The organism is Deinococcus aestuarii (assembly GCF_018863415.1).
In the GTDB taxonomy this organism is placed as follows: domain Bacteria; phylum Deinococcota; class Deinococci; order Deinococcales; family Deinococcaceae; genus Deinococcus; species Deinococcus aestuarii.
Genome location: NZ_JAHKSN010000029.1, coordinates 40,843 through 58,869, shown reverse-complemented (window position 1 = coordinate 58,869; position 18,027 = coordinate 40,843). Strand labels below are relative to the sequence as shown.

At 70.0% G+C, this 18,027-nt stretch carries 16 protein-coding genes and 1 pseudogene; 6 read left to right on the top strand and 11 right to left on the bottom strand.

All coding sequences use genetic code 11. The annotated features are described in order from the left end of the window. A pseudogene (locus IC605_RS22565) lies at window positions 1–102 on the top strand (IS5/IS1182 family transposase); the annotation flags it as partial. Between the two features lie 55 nt (window positions 103–157). Here IC605_RS22565 and IC605_RS22560 read toward each other — a convergent pair. From IC605_RS22560 to IC605_RS22545, 4 genes are all read right to left on the bottom strand, one after another. Beyond that, window positions 158–2,620, bottom strand: coding sequence for an apiosidase-like domain-containing protein (locus IC605_RS22560; RefSeq protein WP_216329216.1), 2,463 nt, complete (start codon window positions 2,618–2,620; stop codon window positions 158–160). A 58-nt stretch (window positions 2,621–2,678) separates the two neighbouring features. Further along, window positions 2,679–3,638, bottom strand: a complete 960-nt coding sequence (locus IC605_RS22555; protein ID WP_246581188.1) for a glycoside hydrolase family 140 protein — start codon at window positions 3,636–3,638, stop codon at window positions 2,679–2,681. A 600-nt stretch (window positions 3,639–4,238) separates the two neighbouring features. Further along, window positions 4,239–5,576, bottom strand: a complete 1,338-nt coding sequence (locus IC605_RS22550) for a peptidoglycan D,D-transpeptidase FtsI family protein (RefSeq protein ID WP_343216697.1) — start codon at window positions 5,574–5,576, stop codon at window positions 4,239–4,241. 59 nt (window positions 5,577–5,635) lie between these two features. Then, window positions 5,636–5,851, bottom strand: a complete 216-nt coding sequence (locus IC605_RS22545) for a hypothetical protein (RefSeq protein ID WP_216329211.1) — start codon at window positions 5,849–5,851, stop codon at window positions 5,636–5,638. A 148-nt stretch (window positions 5,852–5,999) separates the two neighbouring features. Between IC605_RS22545 and lnt the strand changes: the two genes are divergently transcribed. The 3 genes from lnt (at window position 6,000) to IC605_RS22530 (ending at window position 8,877) form a co-directional block, all read left to right on the top strand. After that, window positions 6,000–7,559, top strand: a complete 1,560-nt coding sequence (lnt, locus tag IC605_RS22540; protein ID WP_216329209.1) for an apolipoprotein N-acyltransferase — start codon at window positions 6,000–6,002, stop codon at window positions 7,557–7,559. Between the two features lie 51 nt (window positions 7,560–7,610). Continuing rightward, entirely contained in the window at window positions 7,611–7,955 is a 345-nt protein-coding gene (locus tag IC605_RS22535) for a DUF6088 family protein (protein WP_216329207.1), read from the top strand. A gap of 322 nt (window positions 7,956–8,277) precedes the next feature. Then, a complete protein-coding gene (locus IC605_RS22530) occupies window positions 8,278–8,877 on the top strand; it encodes a nucleotidyl transferase AbiEii/AbiGii toxin family protein (protein WP_343216696.1) in 600 nt (199 codons plus the stop codon). 146 nt (window positions 8,878–9,023) lie between these two features. Here IC605_RS22530 and IC605_RS22525 read toward each other — a convergent pair whose 3' ends face one another. From IC605_RS22525 to lgt, 7 genes are all read right to left on the bottom strand, one after another. Further along, on the bottom strand, window positions 9,024–10,139 hold the full coding sequence (locus IC605_RS22525; protein ID WP_216329203.1) for an ABC transporter ATP-binding protein: 1,116 nt from the start codon (window positions 10,137–10,139) through the stop codon (window positions 9,024–9,026). Beyond that, window positions 10,136–11,686, bottom strand: a complete 1,551-nt coding sequence (locus IC605_RS22520; RefSeq protein ID WP_216329202.1) for an ABC transporter permease — start codon at window positions 11,684–11,686, stop codon at window positions 10,136–10,138. The genes IC605_RS22525 and IC605_RS22520 overlap by 4 nt, the downstream gene beginning before the upstream one ends. A 106-nt stretch (window positions 11,687–11,792) precedes the next feature. Continuing rightward, window positions 11,793–12,791 (bottom strand): iron ABC transporter substrate-binding protein, encoded by a 999-nt coding sequence (locus IC605_RS22515; RefSeq protein ID WP_216329200.1) that lies wholly within the window; start codon window positions 12,789–12,791, stop codon window positions 11,793–11,795. Window positions 12,792–12,895: 104 nt separating this feature from the next. Then, entirely contained in the window at window positions 12,896–14,005 is a 1,110-nt protein-coding gene (locus tag IC605_RS22510) for a HAMP domain-containing sensor histidine kinase (protein WP_216329197.1), read from the bottom strand. Between the two features lies 1 nt (window position 14,006). Next, on the bottom strand, window positions 14,007–14,672 hold the full coding sequence (locus IC605_RS22505) for a response regulator transcription factor (protein WP_216329195.1): 666 nt from the start codon (window positions 14,670–14,672) through the stop codon (window positions 14,007–14,009). Between the two features lie 25 nt (window positions 14,673–14,697). Beyond that, on the bottom strand, window positions 14,698–15,237 hold the full coding sequence (locus tag IC605_RS22500) for a thioredoxin-like domain-containing protein (RefSeq protein WP_216329193.1): 540 nt from the start codon (window positions 15,235–15,237) through the stop codon (window positions 14,698–14,700). Then, entirely contained in the window at window positions 15,234–16,190 is a 957-nt protein-coding gene (gene lgt, locus IC605_RS22495) for a prolipoprotein diacylglyceryl transferase (protein ID WP_216329191.1), read from the bottom strand. The genes IC605_RS22500 and lgt overlap by 4 nt, the downstream gene beginning before the upstream one ends. 265 nt (window positions 16,191–16,455) lie before the next feature. On the opposite strand from lgt, the gene IC605_RS22490 reads away from it, so the two are divergent. After that, entirely contained in the window at window positions 16,456–17,058 is a 603-nt protein-coding gene (locus tag IC605_RS22490; protein WP_216329189.1) for a DUF305 domain-containing protein, read from the top strand. A 161-nt stretch (window positions 17,059–17,219) separates the two neighbouring features. Continuing rightward, complete coding sequence (locus IC605_RS22485) at window positions 17,220–17,969, top strand: peptidoglycan DD-metalloendopeptidase family protein (RefSeq protein WP_246581187.1); 750 nt, start codon at window positions 17,220–17,222, stop codon at window positions 17,967–17,969. Window positions 17,970–18,027: the final 58 nt, after the last annotated feature.

Genomic DNA, 18,027 nt, shown 5'->3' with positions numbered 1-18,027 from the left:
CTGGGACGAGATTTAGAACGCTTGTCCTCTACTCTGATCGGCTTTCACTTTGTTGCCGCTTGCGTTCTGATGCTGGCGAAAATCAAGCCATTTTTTGGATAGGGCTTTGCCCAGCCTCTAGTGTTGGCGGTCAACGCCTGAGCGTGTGAGTCCTGGGTCAGGCGTTCTGGAGGAGCAGCACCCAGTCGTTGCCACGGCCCTTGGAGGGAGCAGTGAAGGCCCGCTGGCCCGAGTTGGTGAAGGTGCCGACCTCCGCCGTCTTCCCCGTCCTGGGATCGAACCACGCCGCGCGCACCCGCCCGCCCCCGGTCCGGCCCAGCGTCACCGTCACTGCGCCCCCATCCGGCAGATACACCCAGGCGTAGTCCTGACCCCGCAGCGCCACCACGGGTCGGTTGCCCGTGTAGCTGCCCTTCACCAGTGTCTCGTCCGGCGACCGTCCCACGGCAGGACGGGACTCCTGCAACGTCTTGAGGTACCCCAATTGACGCGCCCCCGGATCATTCAGCGCCTTCAGCCAGGCCTTGTCGCGGCCCTGGTCGAACACATCAAAGCCCCAAATCACCCGGTGCCCGTAAGCGTGCCCTGCCGCCCCCGCGAAGGTGCTCCAGTACGCCACGTTGCGCACGTCCACCTCGTCGGCGTACCCCTTGCTCTTGTCGTTGCACACCGCGTGGTCCTCGTAGACCGGCTCGGCGTTGATCACCGGCTTGACGGGGGTGCGTTTGTAGGTGCTCAGGACCTTGGCGGCCTCGCGCTCATCGCGGCAGTGCCCGGTCTGCCACACGTTGAAGTCGAGCCACGGCTCACTGTGGAAGTAGTCGGCGGAGGTCTTCCCCCCGCGCGGGTGGTACGTGATCAGGGCCCGGTTACGCCCCCCCACGCCCTGCTCGATTCCCTCCGCCATTGCCCGCCAGATGGACCGCTGGGCGTCAGTCTCGGGGTTGCGGTCGCCGCCCAGCACCCAGATGATCGGCTGGTCCTTGTACCGCTGCCCCAGGAAAGTCCCGTAGCTCTTGGCCGAACCCGGCGTGAAGATGGGCTCGTCATTGACCCAGCGCCCCCAGGTTGGCAGCAGGGCGACGTGCAGACCGAGCCGCGCGGCCTCGTTCACGATGTCATCCACGTGGTCCCAGTAGTCGTACTGCTGGGTATTGGAGGGATCGTTGTCCGGGGTAGTGAGGGGACGGGCGGGGTCTTTGTCCACCAGGGGAAGGTCGCCGTAAGCATTGGGGACGGTCAAGCCGTCCATCTCGGCGAGCGCCACAGCCTGAATGACCGTGAAGCCCTGCGCGGCGCGAGTCTGAAGGTAGGTGCGCGCATCCTCACGATTCAGGCGGTGAAAGAGTTCCCACCCGGTGTCGGCCCAGTACAGGAAGGGCCGCCCGTCCGAGTCTTGTAACCGCCGTCCATCCGGTGACACCGTGAGGCGCGCCGCGCTCGTCCTGGCTGGGAGAGGTGAGGGTGATGCGCCGGTCCCAGTGGGCTGGAGGGTGAGGTGATCGATGATCGCGTTGCGGTCCTCGCCCGCCTTGTTCCCGAGGGCGTCGTTGGTGAACTCCACCTCCAGGGTCTGCCCGGGGGCGAGCGAGGTGGTGGCGAGGTCGAAGGGGGCGTAGGTCTGGGAGGTCACCGTAGCCGTGCCGAGCCGGGTCCCGCCCCGCTTCACCGCGACGATGGGCCAGCCCTGGTACTCGTCGGCGCGGGCGGTCAGGCTCAGGGTGTAGTTGCCTGTGGGGAGATCGGCGGGGACAACGAAACGGGCTTTTTGACTGGACGACCAGAGGCCGACGGCCCTTCCACCTGAGGCGGCGGGTTCGTTCACGGTGTTCCCGCCCGGAGCAGGCTCCAGGGTGACTTGGCCGGACGCCCCGGGCTGGAGTGCGCCCGGCGTGCCCCGCAGGGCCTCGGCCCATAGGGTGGCGAGCTTGCCGTAGCCCCCCACGTTGGGGTGCACCCCGTCGGCCAGGTCGGCGAGGGTGAGTGTGGCCCCCACGTTCACGAGGCTGACCTTTTTCCCCTGCGCCGCCCGGCTCCTCACCAGGGCGGGCAACGCGGCGTTGTATGCCTGCACCCGTCGGTTCTGGTCGGGGTCGCGCAGCGGGGGAAGCGACGAGACGAGAATGCGCGCGTTCGGGCGGCGAGAGAGCATCTGGTCGAGCAGACGGCCCAGCCGGGCCGGAGCGCCTGCCGGGTCACGGTTCTGGATCGTGTCGTTGGTGCCGATCATCAGCAGCACCACGTCCGGCTGGGCGCCGTCGAGCCAGCCGTCCACCCGCGCGGCGAGTTCGTCGATGCGCCAGCCGCTGTGGCCCTCGTGGTCGCGGTCGGCCAGGGTGGCGGGACCATTTTGCAGGGAGCCGACGAAGTTCAGTCCGGGTACCTGCGCCGAGAGCCTGCGGTACAGCTCGGTGCGGTAGCCGCCGGGGATGTTGTAGCCGTCCGTGATGGAGTCGCCCAGCGGCATCACCTTCAACGCGCGGGCGGGGATGGAGGCGCTGGACAACACAGCCTGCGTTGAGGTCCCGGGGGCGGCGCACCCGGTCGTCAGGAGACCGAGGGTGAGCACGGCGGTCGCTGTGATGAAGGTCAGGTTAGGAAGGCGGAGTGGGTTTGGCATCAAGACTCTCCTGAAGGGTGAGGATTCGTGAAAACGTGTGATCGTGGGCCGTTCCCCACTAGCGAACTCGCCTGGCCGCCCGTCCCCGCGAGACCGTTGCCGGGCGTCGTCGGCCAGAAGACGGAAGGACAGCGCCCCCTCCAAGGTCGGCGGCTCCCTGGAGGGAGGGCTTCCCGTCCCGGGTAGTCTCGATCAGCAGGACCCAGTCCTGGCCGCGCCCGCTCGAGGGGGCGGAAAAGGGGCGCTCGTCCGTGTTGGTGAGGATCTCGGTCACCGTCGTCTGCCCGGTTCGGGGCTCGAGCCAGGAGGCCCGCACTTGGGCTCCACCTGCCCGGCCGGGTGTCACCGTCGCCGAACCGCCGTCAGGCAGGTATACCCAGGCATAGTCCTCGCCCCGCAGCCCCACCACCAGCCGGTTTCCCCGTGTAGCTCCCCTCCACCAGTGTCTCGTCCGGCACCGAAGGCCCGGGCCGAGTCGGGCGTAATAGATCGGCTCGTCGTTGACCCAGCGGTCCCAGGTCGGCAGCAGGGCGACCTGCAGACCCAGCGAGGCGGCCTCGTCCACGATGGAGTCTGCGTGGTCCCAGTGGTCGTACTCGGCGGGGTCGTTCCCCGGGGTGGTGGCGGGGTAGGCAGGGTCTTTCCCGACCAGCGTCAGACCACCGTAGGCGTTGGGGACGGTGAGCCCCTGCATCTCTGCCAGCGCAACGGCCTGAATGTCCGTGAAGCCCTGCGAGGCACGCGTCTGGAGGGAGGTGCGCACATCCTCGCGGCCCAGGCGGTGGAAGAGCTCCCACCCGGTGTCCGCACAGTACAAGAAGGGTTGCCTGTCCGCGCATTGCAGGCGCCGCTCTTCGGGCGAGACTGTCAAGGACGAGCTGGTGGGGGCAGGGGCATCAGAAGCCGGACTTGGTCGCGAAGCCTCAGGCGGACCACAGCGACCTGTCAGAAGACCTAGGGTGAGGACCGCAGGAGCGGCCGAGCGTTGCAACGTCGGGGGGTATGACAGGCTGAGCATAGAAGCACTCCTCAAGGAAGGGTGGGAACCGTCTGGAGGGACAGGGGGCGCATCTTGAATGGCCGACCGGGGTTGGCCGTTCTCCTGGGTTGACCGGACAGGCCCAGATGCCTGCTCGCACGTCATCGCGCAGCCAGCAGTGTGTCGAGGAGAAGGCGTCATGGTCATCTGTATGGTTGGAAGCGCCGTGATAACCGAACGTCCGCAACGGGACATCTATGTGCGGGAGCAGGGCTGCAGGGGGGCAGCGCTGAGATCTTCGGTTATCGTCAGGGGGCGTCACTCAGACAGGACACCGCACCCGCGGCTCGTTCACTATGCGGAGTCAACATGAGACGGCAACCCAGGGTCCTGAGCACAACAGCTAGGTATTTCTGGACCTCCTCACAACTTCAGCGGTGAGAGCTTCTGTTGCCCAGGTGGGGTGGGAACGGAACACCTCCGGGCCGCAGGTCTCATGGGACTGGAGTCGCCTCTCCACGTCGCAGCCGGGCGTAAGAGGCATCAGGGTGTCTTCTCCACGGGACGATCCCGCAGCCCACGACAGGCGGGGCAGTCGAGGCCGGGCGCTAAGGCAGCAGTGTGGCGCACCCACCCGGTTCACTTCGCTCCCGGCCGGACCGCGTACAGGGACAGCAGGGCGGAGCTGATCTCACGGAAGATGGGGGCGGCGAGCTGGGACCCCTGGTACTCCCGCTTCGCGCCGCGCACCATCACCGCGACCGTGAAGCGCGGCCTCGCCGCCGGGAGGAAGCCCGCGAAGGTGGAGGAGAATACGGACGCGCTGTAGCGGCCGTCCACCACGACCTGGGCCGTGCCGGTCTTGCCGCCCACGTGGTAGCCGGGCAACTCCGCCTTCGTCCGGATGCCGTCGTCGATCACCCGGTGGAGCATCTCGCGCATGCGGGCGGCCGTCTGCGGGGTCAGCACCGGCCGGGAGGTGATCGGGGCGTCCAGCAGGAGTCGCGGCGTGACGTACCGCCCGTCGTTCGCGAGCACGTTGAAGGCCGCAGCGAGTTGCAGGGTGGTGACGGTCAGGCCCTGGCCGAAGGACATGGTGGCCTGGCCCAGCGGGCTCCAGTCGGCCGGGTCCCGCAACAGGCCGTCCCCGGCGGGCAGCCCCAGGGGCACCGGCTGGCCGAAGCCGTACGCGCTGAAGTAACGGTGCAGCAGCTCGGGCGGCACCCCCTCGACCAGCCGGGTCATGCCGACGTTGCTGGAGTAGCGCAGAATCTCGCGGGTCCTGAGGGCGGCGGGGTGCGGCACGAGGTCGTTGATCGTCGCCCCGGCGACGCGGCGCCACATCGGGGTGTCGTAGGTCGTGTCCGGCGTGGTGCGGCCCTCGTTCAGGAGCGCGGCGACGGTGAGGGCCTTGACGACGCTGCCCGGCTCGTACTCGTCGAGGGCGGCGCGGTTGCGCCAGCGTCCCGCCGGCACCGCGCGCCAGTCGTTCGCGTCGAAGCCGGGCACCGACGCCACGGCACGCAGGTTGCCCGAGCGGGTGTCCATGACGATGGCGGAGGCGTATTCGGCCTCGGTGCGCTTCAGCGCGTCGGTGAGGGCGCCCTCGACCGCCGCCTGCACGCGGGTGTCCAGGGTGAGGGTCAGGTCCTCGCCGCGCCGCAGGCGGTCGTCCTGCACCCGCTCGAGCCCCTCGAGGCCGCCCGAGGCGCCGACGAAGCCGATCACCGGCGCGGCGACCTGCCCCAGCGGGTAGACGCGCCGGGGCAGGTCACCTCCGGCCAGCACCCGGCCGTCGGCGCTGCGCAGGTCCCCCCGGGGGGGCAGCGCCACTGGGGCAGGCGTGGGACGGGCGGGCATGATGACCCCGGCCAGGGCCACCGCGAGCAAGGCGAAGGCCAGCAGGGCGGCGAAGGCGAGGCTGGCCGTGCGGCGCCTCAGGTGGAAATCACTTGCGCGAAACAAGGGGTGGGTCACAGGGGAAAGGTCTTTCTTCAGCGGGGCAGGGGGGCCACCCGGTCAGGGGTCCGCACGCCTCAGGGGGTGGTGGGTGGGGCGCCGTCCATGCCGGGCATGTTCTCGTGGTCCATCCCGGGCATGCTCGGCATCGCGGGGTTCATGGCCGGATTACCGGTGAGGCCCCGGTCGGACAGCGATTGGGCGAGCCAGGCGGCCCCCAGCACGGCGGCGAGCACCAGGGCCGCCGCCAGCCAGGGACCCCCACGTCTCCGGCGGGGGCGTGGGGACGTCACGTGAGCCTCGGCGGCGCGGGAGGCCGGGAAGTGGGCGGACAGGGGAAGGTCGGCATGTCGGGTTCCTCCACCGCGAGCTTAAGCGGGGTGTGTTTACGTCGTGTAAAGCTTTACCGCACCTGAACACGGCTCCCGTAGCGTGCGGCGCGTGGACGACCACGTCACCTTCCGCGCCTGGCGGACCCGCCTCAACCCGCCGCTCCTGCCAGCCTGGCCGGGGGACGCCCTGGGCGGCCTGCTGCTGGGCCTGTTGTTCCTGCCGTCACCGCTGGCCGTACTCGCCCCGCTGCCGCTGGCCGCGTTGCACCGCCGCCTGGCGCGCAGCACGGGGGGGCGCGGGGCCTTCGGGCACGCGTTCGTGTTCGCCCTGGCCTTTTTCAGCGTGCACCTCCCCTGGCTCCCCGCCAGCATGGCGGACGTGCTGGGGCCGCTCGGCGGCCTGCTCACCGTGCTGGTCCTGCCCGCCGCGGCGCTGACCTGGGCCGCGCCCCTGGCCCTCACCCGCGTGGCCTTCGGATCCCGCACCCTGCTCGCCCTGCCCTTCGCCTGGGTGCTCCTCGAGGCGCTGCGCGCCCGGGGTCCCCTGGCCTTTCCCTGGGGCGCGCCCGGGTACGCCCTGACCCAGACCCCGCTGGCCCAGCTCGCCAGCGTCGGCGGGGTCGCGCTGCTGACCCTGCTGGTGACCGGGACCGCCAGCGTCCTGGCCGGCTGGGGCAGGCGGCCCCCGGCCCTTTTGGCGCTGCTGGCCGTCTGGGGCGCGGGCCTGCTGTGGGGACGGCAGGTCACGCCCCCCGTGCCGCCCGCACCCCGCACGGCCGTGCTCGTGCAGGGGGCCATCGACCCACGGCTCAAGGCCCGGGGGCGCACCCTGGAGGAGTTGGGGGTCTACCTCGACCTGACGCGTGGCGCCCTGCGCTCGGGAGCGGCGGACCTGGTGGTGTGGCCCGAGACGGCGAGCCCGCTGCCCGCCTCTGACCCGACGGTGCTGCCCGCCCTGCGGGGGCTGGGGGTGCCCCTGCTGGTGGGCGCTCCAGGCGACGTGCCTGGTCAGGCGCGCAACAGCGCCTACGGAGTGGACGGCGGGGTCACGGGCCGACAGGACAAACGCGTCCTGGTGCCGTTCGGGGAGAGCCTGCCCTTCTCGGGGGTGCTGGGCTTCCTTTACACGCCGGTGTTGAACAGCCTGGGAATGGCCGGGTCCACCCGCCTGACGCCCGGGAGGCTGCTGAACGTGCTGCCCCTGCGGGAGTTGCGGGCGGGCGTCAGCATCTGCTACGAGTCGGTGTTCGGGCCGCTCAGCCGGCAGGCCGTGCGTGCGGGGGCGAACCTGCTCGTCGTGATCTCCAACGACGCGTGGTTCGGCCGGGGAGCGGGGGCGGAGCAGCACTTCCAGATGGGCCGCCTGCGCGCCATCGAGACGCGGCGCTTCTTATTGCGGGCCGGGAACGACGGGGTGAGCGCCGTCGTGGACCCCTGGGGCCGGGTGCAGTTCCGCGCCCCCCGGGGAGAGCGGGGCGCCTACCGCGTTGCTTTCGACGTCTCGGCCACCCGCACGCCCTTCGTGCGCTACGGCGACTGGGTGGTCTGGGGCAGTGTGCTGGCGCTGCTGATCGGACCTGCCGCCACCCTGGGTCTGGGGCGTCCCCGTCCGCGGGTGCCGCTTCACCTCGACTTCGCCCGCTCTGGTGAGGACAGCTCGGGCAGGTAGTATGTAAGCCATTTACCTTTCGTCAGATATGAGCACACCGATATCTGACGAATGCGGGCGAAGTCGAGCACGGAGGTGCGTCAGTTCGTCGCGCGACAACCCGAGGGAGAACCGTTCTTCCCGACTGAACTGCTGCTGTACGGAACGCGCGCGAGCATCGATCAGGCGCTCTCCCGGTTGACCAGCAACGGGGTAATCGAGCGGGTCGCGCGCGGCGTGTACGTCAAACCCAGACGCGGCCGGATCGTCAACAGGGCGCCGCCCAGCCCGGTCACGGTCGCCCGGACCTCCGCGCGGGCGCGCGGCATCCCGGTCACCACCCCCGGGGCACAGGTGCTCGTCGAATATGACCTCAGCACCCAGACGCCCGTGACCGCGGTGCTCAGTGCCGGGTGAGCGGCAAGAAGACATTCAAGGTCGGCAACCACCAAGTGACGTTGCGGCACGCCCCCGGGTACGTGATGCGCCAGGCCGGCACGGCCGCTGGCGACGCCCTGACCGCGCTGCATCACCTGGGACACAGGCGCTCGGAGGAAGGTCACGCCGCCCTCGCCCGGCTGGCTCGCCGACCTGATCACGACCCACGCGCGCGGAGCCTCCCATCCGGTGAGCGCCCGGCCTTGAACTGGTTGCCGTTAGACTCGGCAGAGCAACGCGACGTGCTCGAGGCGGTGGCCGAGCGGCAGAACCGGGAGTCCATCCTCCCGGAAAAGGACCTGTGGGTGGTGTGGGTGCTCGCCCAGACCTTCGCGCTGGAGGGGAGCGAGGTGCCGATGGCGTTCAAGGGGGGGGGACCAGCCTCTCCAAGGGGGACGCTGTGGTCACCCGCTTCAGCGAGGACCTCGACATCACCCTGGGGCTGCTCGGTGCGTCGGGGCGCACCCCCGAGGACCTTACCGACCTGTCGCGCATTGCGCGGGACCGGGCCATCGCCGAATTGAGCCTTCAGACGCAGGCCTGCGTACGAGACCGCGTCCTGCCACACCTGCGTGAGGCGGGTGCCCTCGACGCGCGGGTGCAGGTCGTCACGGAGGGGGAGCCCGCCGACCTGCACCTCGCCCTGCACTACCCGACCGTGCTCCCGGCGCGCACGGCGTACATCCGGCGTCGGGTGCTGCTGGAGTTCGGCGTGAAAAACCGCATCGAGCCGCGCGAGCAGCGCACCCTCCGCACCTACCTCGCTGAGGACGCCCCGGTGCGGGCAGCGGTCGAACTTCCCAAGGCGACGGTGGAGTTGCTCGACGCGCGGCGTTGCAGGCAGCCTGTGTCCAACCGCAGAAGCCGCACTGGCCGACCCACTTCGCCCGCCACTTGCTGAACCTGCACGTGCTGAACCGGGAAGCTTACCGGCCCCCCCGACTTCCCAGCCCTTGACAGCCTCGCCGAATGACGCTGGCTGCTGATACCGCACCCTGGGTCATGGCCCCGAGGTGGAGGCACATCCGCAGGAGGGAGAGCAGCACCTCACGTCCCCTTTCCGGAGGAAGAACGGTCCCCCGGTTCACCGGCGCGTACCGGACGCGCGGCCTGGGTCACCCGGACCTGAACCTCGCCGCCCTCAGGGCGCACCTCGCCGCTCGCGTCGTGGACGAGAAGTTCCTGATTGCCTAGCCGCACGGTGTAGGTCACGTCGTGGCCCTTGTACTCGCGGGCGAGGATGATAACGGGTGTGCCCCCCTCGCCCGCGCGGGCGAAGGCGAGGTGTTCGGGCCGCACGCTCACCAGCACCGGGCCGTGGGCCGCCTCCGCCAGCGGTAGCGTGCCCAGGGCCGTGCGGGCGGTGAGGCCGCTCGCCGTCCCGCTCAGCAGGTTGCTGCGCCCCAGGAAGTTCGCCACGAAGGCCGTCCGGGGCCGCGTGTACACCTCGTGCGGGGGACCGATCTGCTCGACCTGCCCGGCGCGCATCACGAGCAGGCGGTCGCTGAAGGCCAGCGCCTCCTCCTGATCGTGGGTGACCAGGAGGGCCGTCGTGCCGCTGCGGCGCAGGATGGTGCGCACCTCCTGGCGGGTGGCGTGGCGCAGCCCCGCGTCGAGGTTGGAAAAGGGCTCGTCGAGGAGCAGCAGGGCGGGCCGGGGCGCGAGCGCACGGGCGAGCGCCACCCGCTGCTGCTGCCCGCCCGAGAGCTGGTGCGGCAGCCGCGACTCGAACACCGTCAGGCCGACCAGGGCCAGCGTCTCGCGGGCGCGAGTCAACCGCTCAGGGCGCGGCAGCGTGTGGAGCCCGAACAGCACGTTGCCCAGGACCGTCAGGTGCGGGAAGAGCGCGTAGTCCTGAAACACCAGCCCGACGCCCCGCCGCTCGGGCGGCACGAAGGGGGAGGTCACGTCGCGCCCCAGCAGGCGCACGCTCCCCCCGTCGGGCGTCTCCAGGCCCGCGATCAGACGCAGGGTGGTCGTCTTCCCGCACCCGCTGGGTCCCAACAGCGTGACGAGTTCACCCGCCTCCACGCTGAGGTTCAGGCTCTCCAGCACGGGGGGCAGTCCCGGGGCGTACCGCTTGGTGAGGTTCTGGAGTTCGAGGATGGGCGTGCTTGCGGTCAGACCCTGAGCCAGCGGCTCGGTTCGCCGGGCGACCGTCATCTTTCCCTCCTCAGGAGGAGCCCCGTCAGCACGGCCCCGCTCGCCGCGAGCGCCAGCGCGTAGGGCGCTGCGGCGGCGTACTGCGCCTCCTCGGTGTACGTCCAGACATTGCGCGCCAGCGTGTCGAACCCTATGGGCGCCAGCAGCAGGGTCAGGGGCAGTTCCTTCAGGACGCTTAGAAACACGAACGTTGCGCTGACCAGCAGCCCGGGCCACATGATCGGCAACGTTACCCGCCACAAGGTCCGACCGGGCGGGGCGCCCAGCACGCGGGCCGCCTCCTCCAGCCGGGGGGTCGCCCGCGTCAGCGACGTGCGGATCGGCCCGACCGCCTCCGCGACGAAGTGCAGGGTGTAGGCCAGGATCAGGAGGGTGAAGGTCTGGTACAGGGCGGGCACCGCGCGCAGCACGAAAAACACCAGCGCCAGCGCGAATGCCAGCGGCGGCGTGGCGTAGCCCAGGTAGGCGACCCGCTCGGTGAGGCGCGCCGCCCGCCCCCGGTAACGGCTCCCGATGTACGCCAGCGGGAAGGCGAGCGCCGTGGTCGTAACCGCCGTGACCCCGGCGGCGCTCAGGGCGCTGCGGGCGGCGTCCAGCAGCCCCGAGAGCGCGAAGGGCGTCTGATCGAGCCGCAGCCAGTACAGCATCGTCCCCAGCGGCAGGGCGAGCGCCGCCCCACCCAGGGTCAGGACGAAGGTCCAGGCCGGGAGCCCCCAGCGGCCCAGCCGGGCCCGCGCAGGTTGCCGCGCTCCCCCCGGCGAGACCCGCGCCAGGAACACGCCCCGCATCAGCTGCGCCTCCAGCCAGAGGGTCAGGGCGGTGACCGCGAGCAGCATCAGCGCCAGCCACGCGGAGTACACCCGGTCGTAGGCGGCGGTGTACTGCTGGTAGATCGCCGCGCTGAAGGTGGGGTAGCGCATCAGGCTGACCACGCTGAAGTCGCCCAGCACGTGCAGCGTGACGAGCAGCCCCCCCGAGAGCCACGCCGGGCGCAGGTGCGGCAGCGTTACGAGGCGGAAGGTCTGCCAGGGGGTGCGCCCCAGCAGCCGGGCGGCGTCCTCCAGCACCGGGTCCTGCGAACGCAACGCCGCGTGCAGGTTCAGGAACAGGTACGGGAAGGTGAAGAGGGTCAGCACGCCGAGCGCCCCCCGGAAGCCGCTCGGGCCGGGCCAGTTCAGTCCGGTCAACGCCTGGACGGTCCCCCCCGGCCCGCCCGCCGCGATCAGCGAGTACGCGCCCACGTACCCCGGGATGGCGAGCGGCAAGACCCCCAGCAGCATCAGCAGCCCCCGGGGCCGGAAGGTCGTCCGTGCGGCCAGATAGGCGAGCGGCAGCGCCACCGCCGTCCCCGCCGCCAGCACCCCGGCGGCCAGTAGCAGCGTGTTGCCCAGCAACTCCAGGTTCCGCACCCGGAACACGATCTCGCGCAGCTCCTCCCCCTGGGCCCCAAAGGCCCGCAGCACCAGGTAGGCGAGCGGCAGCAGGACGCCGAGCGCCGTGAGCAGCGCGGGCAGGGCCAGGGCCAGGGGAGCGCGTCGGCGGGTCATGAGAGGCAGGACCTTGAGGTCGGCCACGTCCACCTCCCCGGGCCTTCCCGTCGGGCTGGGGGGGGGCGCCTGCTCCGGGGCCCCCCGCCGCGACCAGGCCCCACCCCTACAACAGCCCCGCGTCCCGCAGGAGCTTTTGCGCCCGCTCGATGTTCTTCGGCAACGCGGTGGGGTCGATGCGGGGGCTGCGCTTGGTTACGTCGCCGTAGGGCAGCATGGTGGTGGGCTGGAGGATGTTGCCGATCACCGGGTACTCGAAGTTCACGCTCAGAAAAAAGGTCTGCGCGTCTTTCCCGACGAGCGCGCTCAGGAAACGTGCGGCGGCGGCCTGATTCCTGCTCGTCTTCAGGATGGCCGCACCCGTCGCGTTCCCCAGGTTGCCGATGTCGCCGTTCTTGAAAAAATAGGTCTCGATGGGATAGTTCAGCCGGGCCACGCGCTGGATGTAGTAGTGGTTGGTGAGGCCCACGTCGATCTCGCCCGCGCGCATGGCCTCCAGCATCCCCACGTTGCTCGTCTTGTAGTCCTTGGGCTCCAGCGCCTTCATGCCCTCCAGCCACTGCCGGGTGGTCGCCTCGCCGTGCCTGGCGATCATCCCCGCCAGGAAGTCCTGGAAGGAGGGGTACGAGACCGTCCAGCCAATGCGCCCCTTGAGGGCCGTCATCTTGGGCAGGTCGAGCACGCTGTCCGGAAGCTGCTCGGGCTTGATCCTGTCCTTGTTGTAGGCGAGCACCCGGAAGCGCACGGTGGTGGGCAGCCACGAGCGGTCGTCGGGCACGTAGTCGGCGGACACGTTGCGGGTCAGGGCCGCGCCGACCTTAGTGAAGCGGCCCTCGCTCGCCAGTTCGCCGAGGGCGCCGACGCTGTTGCCCCAGTACACGTCGGCGGGGCTGCGCTCACCCTCCTCGCGCAGGGCGGCGACCAGTTGGCTGTCGGTGCCGTACCGGACGTTCACCTTGATCCCGGTCGTCCGCTCGAACTGCTGCACGATGGGGTCCACGAAGGTCTTGGCCCGGCCCGAGTAGATCGTCAGGGTCCGGTTGGTCTGGGCGAGGGTCGTGCCGCTCAGGAGCAGGACGGTGGTGGCCAGGAGCAAACGTCTCACACGCGGAATCCTAAGCAAACTTATCAACATTGTCAATTTAAGAGTGAACCGAAGCGTCATCTCGACCTGAGAACGCTCTTCAAGAGGTCGACGCCACCGCCCGGTCAACCCAGGCGCGGAGTAGGCGCCGATTTCCCCAGCGGGACCGTCCAGGTGAAGGTGCTGCCCTGTCCGGGCGCCGATCGCACGCCCAAATCCCCCCCCATCGCCCGGGCGAGTCCCCGGGCGATGGTCAGGCCCACCCCACTCCCCTCGCCCGGGGTCCGGGCCGGGTCCGCCCGGAAGAAGCGCTCGAACACCCGTTCCAGGTGCTCTGGGGCGATGCCGCTGCCCGTGTCGGCGACGGACACGGTGGTCTTTGCCCCCTCGGCCTGGGCGGACACCCGCACCGTTCCGCCGGGTGGGGTGTGCCGCAGGGCGTTGCGCAACAGGTTGGCGAGGATCTGCTGCGCCCGCTCGGGGTCCGCCCGGACCGTCAGGGGACCCGGGGGCAGGTCCACCTGGAACGCGATCCCGCGGTCCTCGAAGGCCAGCGCGAAGCGGTCCTGGGCCTGGGACAGCAGCTCGGCCAGGGGCACGTCGCCCACCTTCAACTCCATGCGCCCGGCCTCCACCCGGCTCACCAGGCTGAGGTCCTGCACGAGTCTCTCCATCCCCGCCACCTCCCGCGTGATGGCGGCGAGGGCCTGTCCGGCGGGCAGGACGCCGTCCTGAGCCGCCTCCGCGTAGCCGCGCACTGCGCTGACCGGGGTGCGCAGCTCGTGGGCGACGTTCCCGATCAGCTCGACCCGTGTCTGCTCGACCCGTTCCAGGGTCCCCGCCATCGTGTTGAAGCTGCGCGCGAGGTCCGCGAGTTCGTCCTGCCCGGCCTCCGGTAGCCGCCGGGCGTATTCCCCGCTGGCGATGGCGCCGCTGCCCGACTGCAGGGCGCGCACCGACGCGGTGACTCGCCGAGCGGAGGCCCAGGCGATCCCGGTGGCGACCAGCAGGGCCAGCGGCAGGGCCGCGAGCAGGGCGCGCGTCAGGGTGCCGCGCATCCCCCCGGTGAGGTCCCCGCGCAGCCGCCCCCCCTCCGGGCCGATCAGCCGGATCATCTCGTCCACGTGGTGCCCGATGAAGGGCTGGGCGGCCACCTCGGCCGCCAGGAGCAGCACGGCGGCGGTCACCGCGACGCACATCAGGTGGTTGAGCAGCAAGCGGGGAAACAGGCGCATGTCAGTCCTCCCGGAAACGGTACCCCAGCCCGCGCACCGTCTCGATGAAGGTGGGCGCGTCCGCGTCGTCCCCCAGCTTGCGGCGCACGGCGGTGATGTGCACGTCCACCACCCGGGTCACGCCCGGGTAGTCGGGGCCCCACACCCGCTCCATCAGCCGCTCGCGGGACCAGACCAGCCCCGGGTGCTGGGCCAGGGTGGCGAGCAGGTCGAACTCGGTGCGGGAGAGCGCCAGCGGCTGGCCGTGCAGCGCGACGGCGCGGCTCCTGAGGTTCATCACCAGCGGCCCGGCCTCGATGCGGTCCTGCACCCCGACCCGGCGCAGCAGGGCGCGGACGCGGGCCACCACCTCGCGGGGGCTGAAGGGCTTGACGACGTAATCGTCCGCCCCGGCGTTCAGGCCCCTAAGGCGGTCCTCCTCCTCGCCCCGGGCAGTCAGGAGCAGAACCGGCAGCTGGGGGTGCTCCCGCCGGGCGTAGGCGGTGAGTTCCACGCCGGTCATGCCGGGCAGCATCCAGTCGAGGATGGCGACGTCGGCGCGGGCGAGCCGGGGCAGTGCCGCCAGCCCGTCGTCCTCGGTCTCCACGCTGTGGCCCTCCGCCACCAGGTAGGCCGTGAGCACCTCCAGGATCGCCGGGTCGTCGTCCACGATCAGCACCGTGGCCATGTGTCCCCCTGGTCCCCGGGCGCCTTCACAGGGTGCCCGAGTAGCCGCCGGTGCAGGCGGCCCCGCGCTCGGGCGTGGTCGGGCCCTGCTCGTACTTGTCGAGGAAGGCCCGGATGCGGGCGTCGCCGACCCCGTCCACCGGAAGCTGCGCGCCCCACGCAGTCAAGACCACCGGCGCGGTCTGCTGCCCGTTCGGGGAGACGAGGACGTGCGTGCGGCCCTGGGCCAGACCCGCCAGGGTTCGAACGTCCTCCGGGGAAAGGGTCGGCCCGTACGTGATCCACACCGCGCCGTGCTCCAGGCTGTGCACGACGTACTCGTTATACAGCGCCGACGTGTACACGCCGCAGTTCTGCCAGGACGGGTTGTGCGGCCCCCCGGCGGGCGGCGTCTGCGCGTACACCAGCCGGCCCTCGCGGTGATCCCCCGCCTGGAAGGTGAACTTCTGCACCCCGGCGAGGTCCCGCGAAGAGCAGGCCGCCAGCAGGGCGGGCAGGGCCAGCACCAGGATCCGGAGCGAACGGGCACGGGCAGGATGGATGGGGGAAAAGGTGGGTCGGTTCATGGGCGCTCCACTGGAGTGGGTTCGGCTGCTGGGGAAGAGGGGCCGACCAAGCGGCCAGCCGGTCGCGTGTCCGGCCGATTGCGAAGCCGTAGCAGCATCAAGATGCTGACGATGATCAGGGGGATGCTGATCAGGTGCGTGTCCGTCCACAAGCCGATGCCGGGGGCCTGGAGACCCTGACTCAGGTAGGACTTGATCGCCAGGGGGTTGAGTCGGAAGGTCTCCTCGAATCCGGCGCGCAGGATGGAATACCACAGCCAGAACTGCCAGAAGGCCCAGCCCGCCTTGCGCGACCGCAGCCAGAAGTACGAGGCGACCGCCAGGATGATCCCGATGATCACCCCGTAGAGCTGGGTGAAGTGAACGGGGGCCGTCATCACGAGCTGTCCGCCGATCTCCTGGCAGTAGCGCGAGAGGTCCATGTCGGGGTTGGGGTTGCGCACGCACATGCCCTCGTGAAAGGCGCGCGCCGAGTCCGGCCAGCGGTAGCCGACGGGCCACCCCGTCACCCGGCCTACCGTGTCCGTACCGTTCATGATGTTGCCGATGCGCCCGCCGATGATCCCGAAGGCCACGCCGGGCACGCACAGGTCGGCGTACTCGTAGAAGTTGAGCTTGTAACGCCGGGTGTAGTAGATCAGCACCAGGATGCCGCCGATGAGCCCGCCGTGGATGGAGATGCCGCCCTGCCGGAGGTTGATGATGTCGAGCAGCACGCGCGGGAAGGGGATACTGGCGAACTGCTCCCAGGAGGTGAGGACGAAGACCAGCCGGGCGCCGACGAGGCCCCAGACGATCATCCACAGGATCATGTCGTTGAAGAGGTCGACGTTCAGGCCGCGCTGACGGGCCATCCGGGTGCCCACCCACACGCCTGCGACGATGCCGAGCGTGATGAGCACGCCGTACCAGGCAATCGTGAAGCTGCCGATCTTGAGGAATACTGGGTCCATGCCACCTCCGTCGCCGGGGCCAGCCCAGCGGTCCTCAGACGCTACGCAGGACCTGTAAAGCTCGTGTAAAGCTGGGGGCGGAAGACGCACTTCTGCCCGCTGATGCCCGTCACCCAAGGTCAGGCTCGCATCAACTCAGGAACAACCCGGATCGGGAATGCTGTCACCTCTGTTCGGGGGGGTGTTCCCACCACCCTGAACTTCAGGTTTCCCTCACCTGGACGCGCTTTACACGAACTTTACACACCCGCTCTAGCCTGGGGTCATGAAGCGGAATTCTCTTTTGATCGGCGGCACGGCCGCCCTGCTCACCGGAATCGCCCTCGCCCAGGGCAGTATGGGTGGGATGGACCACAGCCAGATGTCCGGCGGCAGCATGTCCGGGATGACCATGCAGATGGACATGAGCGGCCTCGAGAAGCTCCAGGGCAAGGCATTCGACCGCGCGTTCCTCAGCATGATGATCCCGCACCACCAGGCGGCCGTGGACATGTCCCGGGCCGTCCTGCCGCTGAGCAAGGACGCCACGGTGAAGACCTGGGCGAACACCATCATCAAGGACCAGAACCGTGAGATCGCGCAGATGAACACGCTGCTGAAGGTCTACGGAGGCAGCGACGCGAACATGGCCAACATGATGAAGAGCGGCATGAGCGGCATGGCCGACGCGGTGAAAAAGGCCAGGAACCCGGACGTGGGCTTCGTGCAGGGCATGCTGCCCCACCACTCCTCGGCCATCGACATGGCGCAGATGGCGCTGGAGAAGAGCAGCGACGCCCGCGTTCTCAAGCTCGCGCGGGACATCGTCACGGCGCAGGCCGGAGAGATGTACGACTTCCGCCTGTGGTTGAACAAGCGCGGCGCGTAACGTTCTCTCGTCCAGGTGCGTGTCCCTGCAGCAGGGGCACGCGCTTTTTGTTCGTGGGCAACGGGCCGCCTTCGCCTGCAAACGGTTCCTTCCGACCGATCTTTACAGGATCTTTACACGGCTAGGGCAAGCTGCCCCCGTTCATGCGATCAAAATTACTTTTGACCCTCGCCCTGTTGTGGTTTGGCTCCGCACTGGCGGCGACTGTTACGGTGCAACCGGGCGACACCCTGACCCGACTCGCGGTGCGGCACGGCACCTCCGAGCAGGCCCTGGTCCAGGCCAACCCCACGCTGCGGACGGGGGCCCTAATCGCGGGGGCGCGCCTGAACCTGCCGTCCGCTCCGCCCCCGCGCGGGTGGACCGTGCGGCGGGGAGACACGCTCTCCCTGATCGCGCGGCGCCAGGGCACGACGCTCGCGGCGCTGCTCGCGGCCAACCCGGGGCTCGATCCCAGGCGCCCGCTGCTCGTCGGGCAGCGCCTCACCCTGCCCGCGCAGGGGACGATCACGCGCCAGACGACCACCCCCACGGTGCGTGCGGCGTCCATTCGGGTGACCCCCGTGCTGCCGGTGCAGGGCCGCGTCACCACCCCCTTTCTCGAACGCCACCCGAGCGTGGACCTGGCGGCACCCGTGGGTACGCCTGTCCGGGCCGCCCGGCCAGGGGTGGTAACCGAATCCCGTTTCGACGCTCAGAGCGGGTGGGGCTGGACCGTCGTCGTCGACCACGGCGACGGCATGTTGACGCGCTACAGCCACAACAGCGAGAACCTGGCCCAGGTGGGAGCGCGCGTAGAGGCCGGGCAGGTCATCGCGCGGGTGGGCAGCACCGGCAACAGCACAGGACCTCACCTGGATTACCGGGTGATGGTCCAGGGAACGCCGGTCGACCCGCTGAGTTTGTACTGAGTGGGTCCCTGGTCCACACCACCATCCGGTACAGCTTGGCGACCAAGCCGCCCTCCTA

Excerpts from the sequence above, each read along its gene's own strand:
- IC605_RS22520 (WP_216329202.1), bottom strand. The coding sequence starts at position 11,686 with ATGACCCGCCGACGCGCTCCCCTGGCCCTGGCCCTGCCCGCGCTGCTC.
- lgt (WP_216329191.1), bottom strand. The coding sequence starts at position 16,190 with ATGGACCCAGTATTCCTCAAGATCGGCAGCTTCACGATTGCCTGGTAC.
- IC605_RS22555 (WP_246581188.1), bottom strand. The coding sequence starts at position 3,638 with ATGCTCAGCCTGTCATACCCCCCGACGTTGCAACGCTCGGCCGCTCCT.
- IC605_RS22535 (WP_216329207.1), top strand. The coding sequence starts at position 7,611 with ATGCGGGCGAAGTCGAGCACGGAGGTGCGTCAGTTCGTCGCGCGACAA.
- IC605_RS22560 (WP_216329216.1), bottom strand. The coding sequence starts at position 2,620 with ATGCCAAACCCACTCCGCCTTCCTAACCTGACCTTCATCACAGCGACC.
- IC605_RS22510 (WP_216329197.1), bottom strand. The coding sequence starts at position 14,005 with ATGCGCCTGTTTCCCCGCTTGCTGCTCAACCACCTGATGTGCGTCGCG.
- IC605_RS22505 (WP_216329195.1), bottom strand. The coding sequence starts at position 14,672 with ATGGCCACGGTGCTGATCGTGGACGACGACCCGGCGATCCTGGAGGTG.
- IC605_RS22500 (WP_216329193.1), bottom strand. The coding sequence starts at position 15,237 with ATGAACCGACCCACCTTTTCCCCCATCCATCCTGCCCGTGCCCGTTCG.
- IC605_RS22525 (WP_216329203.1), bottom strand. The coding sequence starts at position 10,139 with ATGACGGTCGCCCGGCGAACCGAGCCGCTGGCTCAGGGTCTGACCGCA.
- IC605_RS22490 (WP_216329189.1), top strand. The coding sequence starts at position 16,456 with ATGAAGCGGAATTCTCTTTTGATCGGCGGCACGGCCGCCCTGCTCACC.